We start from the raw sequence: 15,172 nt of genomic DNA on the forward strand, positions 1-15,172 counted from the left end.
ACACGAATCTTCAACGCCCCGTCCGTACGACGGGTATGGGACGAATCGAGGCGGATTTCTCCGAGGAGACAGTTATCGTTACCGGCGGCAGTTCCGGCATCGGTCGAGCGGTCGCACTCGCGTTCGGCGAAGCGGGCGCGACGGTGTTGAACGCGGACCTGCGAAGCGAACCGAAAGACCCCGACGCGGAACTGCCCACCCACGAGGAGATTCGAGAGCAAGGCGGAGAGGCCGCTTACGTCGAGTGCGACGTGTCGGACCCGACAGAACTGGAGGCCCTCGTCGACCACGCCCGCGAGTACGGCGGCGTGGACGTGATGGTGAACAACGCGGGACTCTACACGAAGACGCGCTTTCGCGACGTGACGCCCGAGGAGTTCGACGACGTGTACGGCGTCAACGCACGCGGGACGTTCTTCGGGACGCAGTACGCCGCCGAAGACATGATAGACCGAGGCGTCGAGGGCGTCATCGTCAACACTTCCTCGAGCACCCAGGGGCGCGCGGAGTGGGACCACTCGCACTACGGCGCGTCGAAGGGGGCGATTCGGATGGTGACGCGGAGCGCCGCCCTCGAACTCGCCCCCGAGAACGTCCGGGTGAACGCCGTCGCCCCCGGCCCCGTCGCCACCGAGATACGCGAGGGATGGGCCGAGGAGGCCGAGGAGATGGAACCGGAGGGGGAGACGCCCGGCCTGCCGCACCGCGCGGCCGATCCCGAGGAGTTGGCGAGCGCGTATCTCTATCTCGCCAGCGAGAACGCCTCCTACGTCACCGGCGAAACCGTCTGGGTCGACGGCGGCGGGCACGTCGACTGAACGCCGCCGAACCACGTCGTAAAACAACAGCGGACACGGTGGTGTTCCGATCGAAATCGCCCGCGAGGCGGTTCGAGCGGTCGGAGGGGGCCACCGTACGCGGCGAATTGTAAAAAATGGTGACAACCCATAAGTAGTCTACTGGTCAATTATCTTCAATGACCGAGACGGTTCGCGTGCTGCACGTCGACGACGACCCCGCGTTCGTCGAACTGGTGGCGACGCACTTAGAGCGGCGGGGCGGGTTCGAGGTCGTCGCCGAGACTGACCCGTGCGCAGTCCTGGACCGTCTGGAGGGGGCGGAGGGAGACGGAGACGAAAACGGCTCCGACGGCCGTCCGGCGGCCGTCGACTGCGTCGTCAGCGACTACGAGATGGGCGGGACGACGGGCATCGACCTCCTCAGGTGCGTCCGAGAGCGTCACGAGCGACTGCCGTTCGTCCTCCTGACCAGTCGCGGGAGCGAGGAGGTGGCGAGCGAAGCCATCTCGGCGGGCGTCACCGACTACATCCAAAAGCGGACGCACGGGAAGCAGTACGAACTGCTCGCGAACCGCATCCGCAACGCCGTCGAACACTACCGAACGGAGCGGCGACTCCGCGAGAGCGAGGCGCTCTACCGCACCGTCGTCGAACGGACGCACGACGCCATCTACATCTATCAGGGCGACCGGTTCCGGTTCGTCAACCGCCGGGTCCGCGAACTGACCGGCTACGAGGAGTCGGAACTGCGCGAGAAGGAGATCTGGGCCCTCCTCCACCCCGACGACGAGGCGCGGGTGCGCCGCATCGCCGAGCGACGCGCGAGCGCCGGCGAGGACGCTACCTCGCGGTACACGGCGCGAGTCGTCCGAAAGGACGGCGAGACGGTGCGGTGCACGTTCGACGTGCAGCGAATACGGTACGAGGGCGAACCGGCGACGCTCGGTACCGTCCGCGAGGTGAGCGACGAGGAACGCGCCGAAGAGCGATTCCAAGCCCTCATCGAACGTTCAACCGACCTCGTGACGACGGTCGATCGCGAGGGAGTCATCCGGTATCAGAGCCCGTCGAGCGAGCGAATCCTGGGTATCGACCCGAAGGACGCCGTCGGGCGAGAGGTTCGCTCGTTTGTCCATCCCGAGGACGAGACGCGAGTGCGGGCGACGTTCGAGCGCCTGTCCGAATCGGCCGGGTCGGCCGTCGAGACGTTGCGGTTCCGCATCCGGCACGCGGACGGGTCGTGGGTGTGGCTGGAGTCGGTCGCGCGCGCGGACCCCGTCGAGAGCATCGACGGTATCGTCGTCAACTCGCGCGACGTGACCGAGCGTCTGGAGTACGAACAGCGGCTCCGCCGGTACGAGAGTCTCGTACAGAATATCCGGCAGGGGGCGTGCATCGTCGGGACGGACCGCCGCCTCTCGTTCGTCAACCGCGTCGTCGAAGCGTGGACGGACGTGCCCGTCGAGGAACTCGTCGGTCGCCCCGTCTCCGCCCTTCGCGACGTCGGTATCCTCGACGACGAGGGGTTCCGGCGGGTTGCGGCGAGCGTCGACCGAATCCTCACCGGGGAAGGAGAGTACGAGCGACACCGACTCCCCGCGAACCTCCCGTCCGACGTCGAGCGAATCGAGGCCGACCTCTCGCCGCTGCACGAACAGGGACCGGACGGGCCCGAAGGCGCGGAAGCGGAGGCGACCCGCGGCGTCGTCGTCGTCCTGACGGACGTGACGGCGCAGTCGCGATATCAAGAGCGGCTGAGCGCCCTCCACAGCGCGAACCGGGAACTGACGACGGCGACGACGTACGACGACGTGGCCCGCGTGGTGAGCGACGCCGCGGAGAACATCCTGGGCTACCCCCTGGCCGGCGTCGCGTTCTACGACGCGGACCGCGACGCCCTCGTCACCCGCGCGCTGTCGGACGCCGCCGCGGAGACGGTCAGAGACCAGGTGATACCGCACGGAGAGGGCATCGCGTGGCGGGTGCTGGAGAGCGGTGAGGGGGAGGTGTTGAACAACGTGGGCGAGGACCCCGACGCACTGAACCCCGACACCGAGGTACAGAACGAGGTGATCTTTCCCATCGGCGAGGAGGGTGTCCTGATAGCCGGGTCGTGGGAGGCCGACAACCTCGGCGACTCGCGCGTCTCGCTCACTCGACTGCTCGCGCTGAACGCGAGCGCCGCGCTCGAACGCGTCCAGCGTGAGCAACTGCTTCGGCGCCGGGAGCGCGAGTTGGAGTCCCAGAACGAACAGCTCGAACAGGTCGCGAGCGTCGTGAGCCACGACCTACGGAACCCCCTGAACCTCGCGTCGGGGCAGGTGGAGCTGCTGCGGGCGAACTACACTGCCGGCGACGACGACGCGGTGATGGAGCGGCTCGAACGCATCGAGGGAGCCCACCGTCGGATGCGCCGCATCATCGAAGATATGCTCGACCTCGCGCGGAACGGTCAGCCGGTCGAAGAACTCGAAACGGTCCTCCTCGGGAGTGTCGTGCGCGACGCGTGGGAGACGGCGATGGCGGGGAGCGACGCGACCCTGGAGGTGCCCGACGAACTCGGAACCATCGAGGCGCACGAGGGGCGCGTGAGACAGTTGTTCGAGAACCTGTTTCGCAACGCGGTGGAACACGCCGAGACGGACGGGTCGGCGGAGTCCGGCGACGGCACCATCGCGGTCCGCGTCGGCCGTCTGGACGACGGCGGCTTCTTCGTCGAGGACGACGGGGACGGCATCCCCGAGGCGGACAGAGAGACGGTGTTCGACCCCGGCGTCTCGTCGAATCCCGAAGGAACGGGCCTCGGCCTCGGCATCGTTCGGACCATCGCCCACGCGCACGGATGGAGCGTGACCGCCGTCGACGGTCGGTCCGGCGGCGCGCGCTTCGATATTCGAACCGACGGCAGCGAAAACGACGGAGTGTCGGACCGGGAGCGGTCGCTCTCAGGGTAGCAACCGGAGATACAGTAAGTGGTTCGGCGGGGGGACCGCCGTCCACCAACCCATGTTCGCTCCTGGCAGACCGAGAACGGGACTGGATTCCGAGGAGCGGTCGAGATGACGCTTCGATTAGTCATAGTTATTCGGCTGTTAGCCGGGGTAGGATGGTCTTAGCGGGACGTCCCGGACGACCGCGGACCGCCTGGCTTCGACGGGTCGCGTCACGTCCGATGGGAGCTCGGAGTTTTCCAGTCTACGTCGTCTCGCTGCCAACAGGCTCGGCAGACTGTCCCGCACGTGCTTAAATCACTCGTTAAATACAGTCGTTAGGAAATTATACTCTTCCGAAAAAGATATTATACATCGGGTGGGTATAAAGGACGTGTCAGACGACTCGACCCGACGTCGATTCGTCATCGACGCCGTCACGGTCCACGCGGCGGACCCGTTCGAACGTCTCGGGGGAGACTCGGACGGCGGCGTAGGAACGTCGGGAAAAACGGGGGGAATCGGGGGAGAAAATACGTCGGCAGCGCCGACGGCTTCGAGCGGTGACGCTACGGCGGGCGAGCGAACTGGCTCGTCTCACGGCGTGCGGGTCGCGGAGCGGGTCGACGCGACCGACCGCACTGGGGGGCGCTGATGGGCGCACGCGTGGCGTTCACCGCCGCCGTGACGTTCCTCGTCGTCGTCTCAGCCGTCGTCGCGCCGGTCGTCTCGGCGCTCGACGAGGCGGACGCCGAGGCAACGGCTGAAGCGGAGAGAACAACCGAGACAGCGGTGGCTACAATGACGGAAGCGTCGACGGCAACTGCGACTGCGACCGAAACGTCGACGGTGACCGAAACGCCGGCAGCCACCGAACCACCGACGGCGACCGAAACATCGCGGACGACGGTCACCGAACGGGACGCTGTGACGGCGGTAGTCCAAGCGAAGGTCGACCCCGAACTGCTCGCCCGGAGCGGCGACGACGAGAGCGGGAGTGCCGCTGTCGCCGCGAAGCGTCTCGATACCGAAGCGTCGAGCGAGGAACCAACTGAGTACTCCGTCGTCGTGGAACTCGACGCCGAACGGGTCGCGGCGGGGCGCGAATCGGTCGCGCGGGTCCTCGGTCGCGACGCCGCGGCGCACGGCCGGTACGTCGGCGCAACGGCGACGCGCGAGGAGATACTCGCCCTGGCCGCCGAACCGTCCGTGTCGTACGTCAGGGAACCGGCTCGGCCCGTCTCGTTCGCGGGGAGTGACGGGACGACGGAGGCGATCCAGACGGCTCGATTGGAGTCGCTGCACGCCCGCGGCTACGGCGGCGAGAACGTCACCATCGCCGTCATCGACGTGGACCGGTTCGACCTCGACAACCCGGCGCTCGCAGACCGTGTCGTCGCCACGAAAGACTTCACGGAAAAGGGACTCGACGGGAACAGTGAGTCCGGCGAGCACGGGACGGGGACGGCCGAACTCGTCGCCGAGACGGCGCCGAACGCGTCGATCGTGCTCGTGCGCATCAGCACCGACTGGGACCTCTACAACGCCGTCGACTGGTTGGAGGCCGAGACGGACGCCGACGTGGTGTCGATGTCGCTCGGGTGGTACAACCTCGGCCCACTCGACGGCACCTCCAAGATGGACCGCGTCATAAACGCCAGCGCGGCGAACGGCACGTCGTGGGTCGTNTGATCGACGCGCCGGAACCGCGACCGCCGCTATCTGCTCAGTCGTCCGCCGAACTCGACCGCTTCGCGTAGTCCGGACGCTCGTCCGCGACTTCGTGCAGGGGGTTCCGAACCGTCCCGTGCTCGGAGGCGTGGGGACGACCCGGCGCGTCGTCGTAGCCGTACTCGAAGATGCGGTTTCGGTTCAGGGTAAGTTTCGTGAACTCCGGTCGGAGCAGGTCGAACAGTTCGAACCGGTCTTCGAGTTCGGGAAACTCCGACTGGTAGGCCAGAATCGCCTCCCGAGCGTGCGTCCAGAACCGCTCTTCGGGGTAGTCCTCGTGGCGTTCGAGCACGTCCGCGACGTAGCGGAGAACGCAGACGAACAATCCCGAGAAGACGAACTGACACAGTCCCTCCGGGGGCTCTTTTCGCAGTACCTCGTGCATCTCGTCGGGGAGCGTCTCCAACTCGGGGAGCGGCCGGTCGCTCACGTTCACGTCGTCCGCGAAGTCCTTGACCGCCAGTCTGGACGGGGCGCCGTCCTCGACGACGAGGATGGTGTTCTGTCCGTGCGGCGAGAACACCGTCCCGTAGCGATAGAGGTAGTGCAGGAGCGGCGGGAGCACCGTCTCGAAGAACTCCGGGAGCCACTCGTCGGTGCTGAGCCCCGATGCCTCGACGAGTCGGGAGATGTAGGGGACGCCGTCGCCGTCGACGTGCATCAGCGACGACAGCGTCACCGCTCGCTCCTCGTCCTCCAAGAACGCGTATATCGGCTCGCGCCACACCGCGCCGAGCAGTTCGTGGTACTGGTACGGCGACCCCTCGATGTCGGTGAAGTCCCCGTGGTCGTAGTTGAGGCCGGCCACCTCGCCGGGGAGAACGAGCCCCTGGTCCCGCAGGAACTCGTCGTCATCGCGGATGCCCTTGACGTACTCGGTCACCGTCGGCGCGAGTTCCGTCCGCTCGCCGGGCAATCCGCGCCAGACCAGCGTGTTCAGGATGCGCATCGGCACTTTCACGTGATGTTTCTCCTCGCTGTCGACATTGACGAAGGTGCGCACCGACTGCTGGGGGAGGTACTCGTCGGGCCCCTCGCCCAGCGGAACGATATCGTCACGGGCGATATCGCCGGGGAACAGCGGTACGACGCTGTGTTCCCACTGCCAGTCGTGGACCGGCAGGAGGTAGTACTCCTCGGGGTCCAGCCCCTTCGACGCCAGTCGCTCGCGGAACGCGCCGTAGCGGTCGCCGAGTTCCCCCTTCACGAGCGAGTCGTAGTCGAGTTCCGCCGTCGAGACGAACGTCGCCTTCTCCCTGCTGACGGCGACCCACGACAGCGTGACGGGCTCTTTCGCCTCGGGGGCGTACTCGCGGTAGTCGTCGTACCCCCAGCCGAGACGGCCCTTGTTGTACGTTATCCACGGATGGCCGTCCATCTCCCCCTCGAGTTCGGCGTAGCCGAGTTCGAGGGTGTCGAACTCCCCGCTCTCGGCGCGCTTCCGCTTCCGCGCTTCGACGTGCGCGTCCGCGAGGAGCGTTCGCTTGTACTCCCGAACGAGGTTCCCCTCCGTCAGACCGTCGAGGTCCGTCGTCCGGCCGATATCGCGGAGCAGCGTGAGCGGGTCCTCGAGCGGCGTCCAGCCGCTTTCGTCCCCTTCCCCGTCCGCGCCGCCGCCCCGCCGTTCGACGCTCTCGGCGTCGACGGACAGACTGTCCATCAGTCGCGTTTCCGCGCGGAACCGGTAGGTGTCGTCGCCGAGTTCGAAGCGGTGGGTCGCGGCGGCGTCGTCGGACCCGGTGTCGGCGTCACTCGCTCCGAACCCGGCGTCCGCGTCGTTCGCGTTCGATTCGACCCGCTCGGGGTCGACAATCCCCTCGTAGGCGAACTCTTCGAGCATCTTCGCGAGGAGGCGGCGTTCGACCGTCTCCCACACGTCGGCGTCCAGTGCGTCGTCTCGGATGGTGTCGTTCGGGTTCATGGTAATCGTCGGTCGTCAGTCGTCCCGCGTCGCCGCGGTCGGTTCGCTCTCTCGGCGAGAGGCGCCCGGTGCGTGCTCGACGAATCGGTCGAGCGAGAAGTCCTGATAGACGGTGTCGGCGTCCTCGGGGTACACCCCGCGGCCCGCCAGTCGGTTGACGAACTTCGTGTTCCGGTAACAGCCGAGACCGAGGTCCGGAACGCCGACGCCGTGGGTGTGGAGTTCGGCGTTCTGCAGGAACACGTCGCCCGGTAGGTCGACCTCCAACCGATGGTCCTCGGTCACCCCGAAGCGGCCGCGGTCGTCCCACGATATCTCCTCCTCTAGGGGTTCGAGAAAGCCCGGCATCGGCCGCTCGTAGCCGGTGCCGCAGACGACCACCTCGCTCTCGTGGACGAACGACTCGTCGGTCTGCCACTGCCGGCAGTCCAGCGCGTAGGCGTCGCCGACGGACTCTATATCCCTGACCTCGGTCATCGCGAACAGGCCCACGTCCGGGTCCCTGTCGCCGATGGACCGCCGGTACAGCAGGTCGTAGATGTCGGCGCTCGTCTCCGGGTCGACCCCCTTGTATAGCAGGTCCTGGTTCGGGATGAGGTCGTCTTTCACCCCCTGCGGGAGGTCGTAGACGTACTGCTCGTACTCAGGCGTGAAGTGCTGGAGTCCGAGCTTCGAGTACTCCATGGGGAAGAAGCCGTCCGAGCGGGTGAGCCAATCGAGGCGGTAGCCGTGCTCGTCCTGCCGCTTCAGAAGGTCGTAGAACACCTCCGCGGCGCTCTGGCCCGACCCGACGACGGTTATCGACTCCCCGGAGAGGGCGCGCTCGCGGTTGTGGCGGTACCTCGCCGTGTGGAACACGTCCTCCTCGGAGTGCCCTCGCAGCTGCTCGGGAATCTGCGGCCGCGAGCCGATTCCGAGCGCGACGTTCTCGCCGCGGTACTCGAATCGCTCGCCCGTCTCGGGGTGGCGGGCGAGGACGACGTACGCTTCCTCCTCCGCGTCCCAGCGCACGTCGGTCACCTCGCGGCTGAACCGACACGCGTCCAGTTCGTCGACGACCCAGCGCAGGTAGTCGTCGTACTCCCGGCGGGGAATCTGGAACGTCTCGTAGAAGTAGAACTCGTATATCCGGCCGGTCTCCCGCAGGTAGTTGAGGTAGCTGTACGGGTTCGTCGGGTCCGCCAGCGTCACGAGGTCCGCGAGGAACGGCACCTCCAGCGTCGTGCCGTCCAACAGCATCCCCTCGTGCCAGTGGAACTCGGCGTCGCGTTCGAGAAAGAGGGCGTCGACGTCCGCGTCGCCTCCTTCTAACAGCGCCGCCAGACCGAGGTTAAACGGGCCGACGCCGATGCCGACGACGTCTCGCGTCTCCGCCGTCCCGTCCGCCGCTTCGGCCTCTTCGGCGGTCATTCGCGCACCTCCGTCGCGCGCGCCTTTCGGTCCGTTTCGGCGCCCAGCACGTCCGTCTCGAACCGCTCCCGCTCGCAGACCATCAGCACGGCGTCCTTCCCGGCCTCCTCGAAGTGGAACTGCTTCTCCGATTCGAACCCGCAGCGCTCGAAGACGCGGATGACGCGTTCGTTCCGCGCGTCGGGTTCGGCTATCACGCGCTCCGCGTCCGAGTTCTCGAACTGCATGGCGACGGCGGCGCGCAGTAGCGGAAGCGCATAGCCGTGACCGAGATACTCCGGCGGGCCGATGAGCAGGTGGACCCCCCGGTCAGACGGGCGGGCGTCGTAGTGGTTCGCCACGTCGTCGTCGGCCGCCCGGTAGCACTCCCAGTAGCTCATCGGGACGTGGTCGAGACAGCCGACGTAGGGCGTGAGGTGGTCGTCCGAGAGCTTCTCGGCCAGTCGCTCGCGGAACTCCGAGGGGGGTAGGTCCAACTGCCAGTACGGCTTCACGTGGTCGTATCCGAGCCACGCGTGGAGCCGTCCGAAATCGCGTTCCAGCGTCGCCGGGCGGAGCGAGACGGTCCGGTCTCTCTCCGCGTCGTAGCGCCGGTAGTCGTAGCCGGGTCGGTACTCCTCGTTCGGGGGAGATTCGGTCGTTCCTCTCATCGGTCGAGTTCGGTGACGAGCGGGTTGGTCACGTCCGCGTAGACGGACTGCTCTTCGAGTTCGTTCTCCAGTTCGTCCAGCCCGCGAAACCGCGTGAGCAGGTTGGCCTTGCAGGGAACCGTCGGCGACTCCAGTAGGGGCCCGAGGAAGTCCGACTCGGGGTGGTCGTAGCGCTCGCGGGCCCGTTCGAGTTCCCCGCGCAGGAGGTCCAACAGGCGGCGTTCGTCCACGAGTCCGGCCGTGCCAAACGCGTTTATCACATCGAAGGCGTTGTTCAGCACGACGTAGTAGCGGAGTCGCTCGTCCGCTATCGCGTCTGCGCAGACGGTGTCCGCGCGCGCGCCGACGCCGGGGAGGTAGGCGTCGACGGCGTCGTACCGCGACTCGGGGAAGTAGAACCCCTGGTTGTCGCGGTAGCGGAACTCGCTCGGGTAGCCCTCGGCGTCGAGGGTCAGCACAGAGTTCTGCTGGTGCGCCTCGACGCCGACGCCGCGTTCGAGGTAGAGCCACAGGATGGGGCGGATTCCGACTTCGAGATAGCGGCGGAACCACTCCTCGCTCACCGCTGCCGCGGTCCGGCCCTCGCGTTCCGCGATGCCGGCGACGAGGCGACCCAACCGCGACTGCCCCTCGATGGCGTCCTGACACAGCGAGACGACCGGCGTCGAGCGCTCGCCCGTCCCGCCGCGGAACGGGTTGGCGCGCAGGATGGTCTCCAGACCGGACTCGGGTTTCTCGCCGGCGTCCAGCGCGAGGTACGCCGGGTCGCGGACGATGTCGAAGTCGGGAAACTCGGACGCCAGTTCGTCGCCGAAGGCGGTGCCGAGCAGTTCCGCGACGGCGACGCCGCGTTCCAGTTCGGGGCGCTTGTTCGTCCGCACGGAGTTGGTGATGGCGACGTTCAGAGAGGATTTGACCATGAACGGCGCTTCGGGGCTGTACAGCGTCCGCACGGAGGTGGTGGGGTAGAACTCCCGGCCGACCGAACCGAGATGCTCTAAGCCGTCGCCGAGGCGCTCTCGGACGCGCGACTGGTCGAGCAGGTGGTCGGCCTGCCAGGGATGGACCGGCAAGAGTACGTCGTCGCTCTCGACGTGTTCGGCGACGAACGACTCCGAGACGCGGGAGTCGGCGCGCAGTTCGTCTTTCACCCACGCGGTCGCGCTCCGATCCAGCGCCGACTCCGAGGTGACTAGTTCGGGGTCGGCGCGGAAGTACTCGAGCGCGAACGACCCGCGGAGTTCCGGCGCGTACGTCGCCCGATTCCGTTCTGCGATGCCCTCTCGACTCTTCGGCGTCGGGTGGCGGTGGTGGCCGAACACGAGTGCCTGCTCGGCCTCGCGGAACGACGCGCCCTCGCCGTAGAGGCGTTCGCCGTCCCCGGTCCGCGCGGCGACGAACGACTCGACGGCCCGCTTGCTCCGGAGGACGCGCGCCAGCAGTTCGTCCGTCTCGGCGTCGCCCCCGCGGGCGAGCGAGAGGTCCTTCACCACCAGCGATGCGAGCGTCGCGGCGTCCGCGGGGTGGACGCCGCCGTCACCGTCGTCTCCGCCGTCGCCGCCGATTTCACTCCCGCCGCCCGGCAGGCGGTATCGAACCGGCGTCTCGAACAGGTGTCGCTCGGTCGGAGAGCGGTACGACAGCGGCGCCAGGAGGTCGATTCCCTGCGCGGGGAGTCGCGCCCGGAGGAGACCCTCGGGTCCGGGTTCGACGCCGGCGACGCCTGCGTCCTCGCCCTCCCGAATCTCGTACTCGCCCGTCTCGCGGAGGTAGCAGTTCAGGAACGCGTGGACCGTCGCGTCGTCGGCGCGTTCGGCGGCGTCGACGTCGTCCGCCTCGCGTTCGACGCCGAGGCTCACGCGACCACCCCCCGTTCCGCGGCGAGTTCGTCGCCGCAGTCCCGGATGGCGTCGAGCATCGCCTCCACGTCCTCCGGCGTCGCCCTCGGGTTCAGGAGGGTGAACTTCAGGCTCGTCACGCCCTCCACCTCCGTCCTGGCGACGACGGCCCGCCCGTCGTCGAGCAGTCGCCGCCGGACGGCGGCGTTCACCCGACTCACGGCGCGGTCGTTCATCCCCTCGCGCGGCCGGTAGCGGAAGACGACGGCGTTCAGCGTCGGTTCGTGGACGAGCTCGAAGTCCTCGGTCGAGTCGAGGAGCGACGCCGCGTCGTCGGCGAGTTCGAGCGTCGCGTCGACGAGGCGCGCCAGTCCCTCGCGCCCGAGGGCGCGGAAGGCGACGTACGGTTTCAGCGCGTCGAATCGCCGGGTGGTCTGGACCGACTTGGCGACGAGGTTGGGGACGCCGGCGTCCTCGTGGTCCTCGGGGTTGAGGTAGGCGGCGTTGCGCGCCATCCACTCGAAGTCGTCGCCGTCGCGGAGCAGCAACGCGCCGCAGCTAACGGGCTGGTAGAACAGTTTGTGGAAGTCGACGGCGACGGAGTCCGCCCGCTCGATGCCGTCGAGCAGGTGGCCGTGCTCGTCGCTCAGCGCCGCCGCGCCGCCGTAGGCCGCGTCGACGTGGAACCACAGGTCTCGCTCGGCCGCCCTGTCGGCGAGTTCGGACAGCGGATCGACGCTGCCGAAGTCCGTCGTCCCCGCCGTTCCGACGAGCGCGAACGGCCGGTCGCCGCGCGCGTCGAGTTCGTCGAGCGTCGCGTCGAGAGCGTCGACGTCCATCCGGTGCTCCCCGTCGGTCGGCACCGAGACGACGGCGTCCTCGCCGAGTCCGAGGTGGTGGGCGGCCTGCGCGGCGGTGAAGTGCGCCTCCGCCGAGCAGACGATTCGGAGTGATTCGGCCTCCGGCGGGAGGCCCTCGGCCTGCACGTCCCGGTCGAACCGACGCCCGCAGCACCGGTCGCGAGCGAGCAGCAGGGCCTGGAAGTTCGACTGCGTCCCGCCGCTGGTGAACACGCCGTCGGCGCCGTCGGGCAGGTCGAACAGGTCGCAGAGCGCCCCGACGACGCGTTCTTCGAGCACCGTCGCGGCGGGCGCCTGGTCGAACGAGTCGAGCGACTGGTTCGCCGCGGTCAGCATCGCCTCGGCGGCCAGCCCCGGCACCATCGGTGGACACTGGAGGTGGGCCGCACAGCGCGGATTCGACGTGGCGACCGAGTGCGACAGCACCCGTTCGGCCGCCTCGTCGATCGCCGCGTCGAGGCCCGCGCCCTCCTCCGGCAGGACGGGTTCCTCGAAGAGGTCGGCGAGGGCCGCGGCGGATTCCCCGGTGTACGGGTTCTCTCCGTCGGCGAGGATATCGACGACGGCGTCGGTCGCTCGCTCCATCGACTCGCGGTAGGCCGCGTCGCCCGATTCGGAGCCGAGGAATAGGTCGTCTCCGCTCATGCTGTCACCTCCGTCTCCGCCCGTTCTCCGCCGGCGACGGCCGCGACGGCCTCGTCGAATATCGCGGCCACGTCGTCCAACTGCTCGTCCGAGACGGTCAGCGGCGGGAGGAACCGCGCGGTGGCGCTCTCGCGCCCGCCGAGTTCGACGACCAGTCCGCGGTCGAAACACGCCGCGCGGACGGCCGACGCGAAGTCGCCGTCCGGGGGGTGGGGTCCCGGACCGCGCCAGTCGCAGGTCGGGTCCACGAACTCGACGCCGAGCATCAGGCCGCGACCGCGCACGTCGCCGACGGCGTCGAACCGCTCGGCTGTCTCGTCGAGGCTCTCGCGCAGGCGTTCGCCCGCTTCGGCGGCCCTGTCGGCCAAATCGTGCTCGAGCACGTAGTCGATGGTCGCCTCGCCGGCGGCCATCGCCAGTTGGTTCCCGCGGAACGTGCCCGCGTGGGCGCCCGGTTCCCACACGTCCAGCGACTCGTCGTAGACGACGACGGCGAGGGGGAGGCCGCCGCCGACGGCCTTCGAGAGCGTCACCACGTCGGGCGAGATTCCGGCGTGCTCGAACGCGTACGTCGCGCCCGTCCGACCGAGTCCGGTCTGAATCTCGTCGACGATCAGGGGAACGTCGTGCTCGCGCGTGACGCGGCGCATCTCTCGGAGCCACTCGTCCGGGGCCGGAATCGCGCCGCCCTCGCCCTGCACGGGTTCGAGAATCATCCCCGCGGGGCTCGCGACGCCGCTCCCGGGGTCGGCGAGGAGGTTCTCCGCGTACTCGGCCGCGAGTCGGTGGCCCTCCTCGCCGCCGACGCCGAACGGGGGACGGTAGTCGTACGGGTAGGGAAGGTGGTGGACGTGGCCCGACAGCCCCGAAATTGGCTCTTTCGCCTCGGTGTCGCCCATCAGCGAGAGGGCGCCGCTCGTCATCCCGTGGTAGGCGCCGCCGAAGCCGAGGACGCTCCGGTTTCCGGTCGCCGTCCGGACGAGTTTCAGCGCCGCCTCGACGGCGTCGGTGCCGGCGGGACTACAGAACTGCACCTTCGCCCGCGCCGCGAACTCGTCAGGGAGGCTCTCGAACAGCGAATCGACGAACCGCTCCTTCGCGGGCGTGGAGATGTCGAGCGTGTGGAGCGGCCGGTTCCGGTCGAGGATTCGCTCCATCGCGTCGACCACGTGCGGGTGGTTGTGCCCCAGGACCAGCGTTCCGGCGCCCGCGAGGCAGTCGTAGTACTCGTCGCCGTCCATGTCGGTGACGGTGAATCCGCGCGCCTCGCGGATGGCGAAGGGGAGGTGACGGGGGTAGGTTCGGGCGTTCGATTCCCGATTGATTTGCTGGGCGAGGATGGGGTCGTTGCCGTCGCTCTCGTAACTCACGGCGCATCACTTCCGGAGGCGTCCGAAACGGCCGCGCGTCGCGTCCGAATGGGGGTGCTCTGTGACTGCATACAATTTTAGGCGAGCCTAAAAGTACGTAAAACCAGCGAATTTTAGGCAGACCTAAAATATATGCCGGCGCGCTCCCCACTCTCCGTACGCCGGTACGAGCGCGCGGATTCGGGACGAGAATCGCCGCTGGCGGGAGCCGGTTCTCCGCGCGGGAGGGTCGGTCAGCGGGGCGCACCGAGGGCGTCAATCCATGTTTTAGGACGACCTAAAATAACTGTTTGGGTTCTACGACGCGTCGGTGGACCCGTCGGTACTCACCAGGACCGAGACTTCGTTGCGCCGCATGAACGGCGGCGTGTACGGGTCGTTGTACCGCAGGAGCGTCGGTTCGCCCCGCGGTTCGACGCCCTCGCGTTCGAGCGTCGCGCGGAGCGACTCTTCGGCGTTCGCCACCCGGCGGTCGGTCGCCCGCCACGAGAACGACCGCACTGCCACCGTCCGCGGCCCTTCGACGACGAGTCGGACGTCGGGGTCCGTCGGCACCGGCGCCGTCTCCTGCGTGTACTCCGCGGGGAGGAAGAACCCCATCCTGACGCCGTCGTCGCCCTCGTCGCTGCGGACGGGGGCGGTCATCGACACGCTCGACCCGTTCTCCGTGCGAACGGGCGTCGTCATCGGGACCGATTCGCCGTCCCGCTTCGTGTCGCTCTCGTCAGAGCGGACCGGAGCAGTCATGGCGAGGTCTCGCGAGCCCTCGTTTGCACCCGAAATGTAGCCGAACAGACGTCGGAACGCCGTTTCGTCGTCCCGCGCCGTCGTCTCGACGAGGAGCGTCCGCGGGTACCGCCGCAGTTCCACGGCTCCGTCACCCAGCGACCCCAGCGTCTCGTACGGGACGCGATCGGCCGACTGAGCGCTGTAGACGCCCCATCCGACCCACGCCGCGAGTGCCGTTCCGACGCCGCCGAGGAGGAGTTTCGATTTCGTGCGCATACCGTCTAGTAG

The 15,172-nt window shown here is 68.1% G+C and carries 9 protein-coding genes; 2 read left to right on the forward strand and 7 right to left on the reverse strand.

The features are described 5' to 3' along the window. Positions 1-35: 35 nt before the first annotated feature. Both C474_RS09270 and C474_RS09275 read left to right on the forward strand, forming a co-directional pair. A complete protein-coding gene (locus C474_RS09270; RefSeq protein ID WP_008386131.1) occupies positions 36-818 on the forward strand; it encodes an SDR family NAD(P)-dependent oxidoreductase in 783 nt (260 codons plus the stop codon). 158 nt (positions 819-976) lie between these two features. Continuing rightward, the gene (locus C474_RS09275) at positions 977-3,754 is read left to right on the forward strand and encodes a PAS domain S-box protein (RefSeq protein ID WP_008386132.1); all 2,778 of its coding nucleotides are present in this window, start codon (positions 977-979) and stop codon (positions 3,752-3,754) included. Positions 3,755-5,456: 1,702 nt separating this feature from the next. Here the strand turns inward: C474_RS09275 and C474_RS09290 are convergent. From C474_RS09290 to C474_RS09320, 7 genes are all read right to left on the reverse strand, one after another. Further along, the gene (locus tag C474_RS09290) at positions 5,457-7,382 is read right to left on the reverse strand and encodes an IucA/IucC family protein (protein ID WP_008386135.1); all 1,926 of its coding nucleotides are present in this window, start codon (positions 7,380-7,382) and stop codon (positions 5,457-5,459) included. A gap of 15 nt (positions 7,383-7,397) precedes the next feature. After that, positions 7,398-8,792 (reverse strand): lysine N(6)-hydroxylase/L-ornithine N(5)-oxygenase family protein, encoded by a 1,395-nt coding sequence (locus tag C474_RS09295; RefSeq protein WP_008386136.1) that lies wholly within the window; start codon positions 8,790-8,792, stop codon positions 7,398-7,400. Beyond that, complete coding sequence (locus C474_RS09300; protein ID WP_008386137.1) at positions 8,789-9,442, reverse strand: GNAT family N-acetyltransferase; 654 nt, start codon at positions 9,440-9,442, stop codon at positions 8,789-8,791. The genes C474_RS09295 and C474_RS09300 overlap by 4 nt, the downstream gene beginning before the upstream one ends. Continuing rightward, on the reverse strand, positions 9,439-11,301 hold the full coding sequence (locus C474_RS09305) for an IucA/IucC family protein (protein WP_008386138.1): 1,863 nt from the start codon (positions 11,299-11,301) through the stop codon (positions 9,439-9,441). The genes C474_RS09300 and C474_RS09305 overlap by 4 nt, the downstream gene beginning before the upstream one ends. After that, positions 11,298-12,785 carry a pyridoxal phosphate-dependent decarboxylase family protein gene (locus tag C474_RS09310; protein WP_008386139.1) on the reverse strand — a complete coding sequence of 496 codons (1,488 nt, stop codon included), beginning with the start codon at positions 12,783-12,785 and terminating at the stop codon, positions 11,298-11,300. Before C474_RS09310 ends, C474_RS09305 begins: the two co-directional genes overlap by 4 nt. Further along, on the reverse strand, positions 12,782-14,155 hold the full coding sequence (locus tag C474_RS09315) for a diaminobutyrate--2-oxoglutarate transaminase (protein WP_008386140.1): 1,374 nt from the start codon (positions 14,153-14,155) through the stop codon (positions 12,782-12,784). Before C474_RS09315 ends, C474_RS09310 begins: the two co-directional genes overlap by 4 nt. 297 nt (positions 14,156-14,452) lie before the next feature. Continuing rightward, complete coding sequence (locus C474_RS09320) at positions 14,453-15,160, reverse strand: SOUL family heme-binding protein (protein ID WP_008386141.1); 708 nt, start codon at positions 15,158-15,160, stop codon at positions 14,453-14,455. Positions 15,161-15,172: the final 12 nt, after the last annotated feature.

Source organism: Halogeometricum pallidum JCM 14848 (genome assembly GCF_000337095.1).
In the GTDB taxonomy this organism is placed as follows: domain Archaea; phylum Halobacteriota; class Halobacteria; order Halobacteriales; family Haloferacaceae; genus Halogeometricum; species Halogeometricum pallidum.

What these genes read in the sequence shown, in the direction of transcription:
- C474_RS09270 (WP_008386131.1), top strand. Translation starts at nt 36, where the DNA reads ATGGGACGAATCGAGGCGGATTTCTCCGAGGAGACAGTTATCGTTACC.
- C474_RS09275 (WP_008386132.1), top strand. Translation starts at nt 977, where the DNA reads ATGACCGAGACGGTTCGCGTGCTGCACGTCGACGACGACCCCGCGTTC.
- C474_RS09290 (WP_008386135.1), bottom strand. Translation starts at nt 7,382, where the DNA reads ATGAACCCGAACGACACCATCCGAGACGACGCACTGGACGCCGACGTG.
- C474_RS09295 (WP_008386136.1), bottom strand. Translation starts at nt 8,792, where the DNA reads ATGACCGCCGAAGAGGCCGAAGCGGCGGACGGGACGGCGGAGACGCGA.
- C474_RS09300 (WP_008386137.1), bottom strand. Translation starts at nt 9,442, where the DNA reads ATGAGAGGAACGACCGAATCTCCCCCGAACGAGGAGTACCGACCCGGC.
- C474_RS09310 (WP_008386139.1), bottom strand. Translation starts at nt 12,785, where the DNA reads ATGAGCGGAGACGACCTATTCCTCGGCTCCGAATCGGGCGACGCGGCC.
- C474_RS09320 (WP_008386141.1), bottom strand. Translation starts at nt 15,160, where the DNA reads ATGCGCACGAAATCGAAACTCCTCCTCGGCGGCGTCGGAACGGCACTC.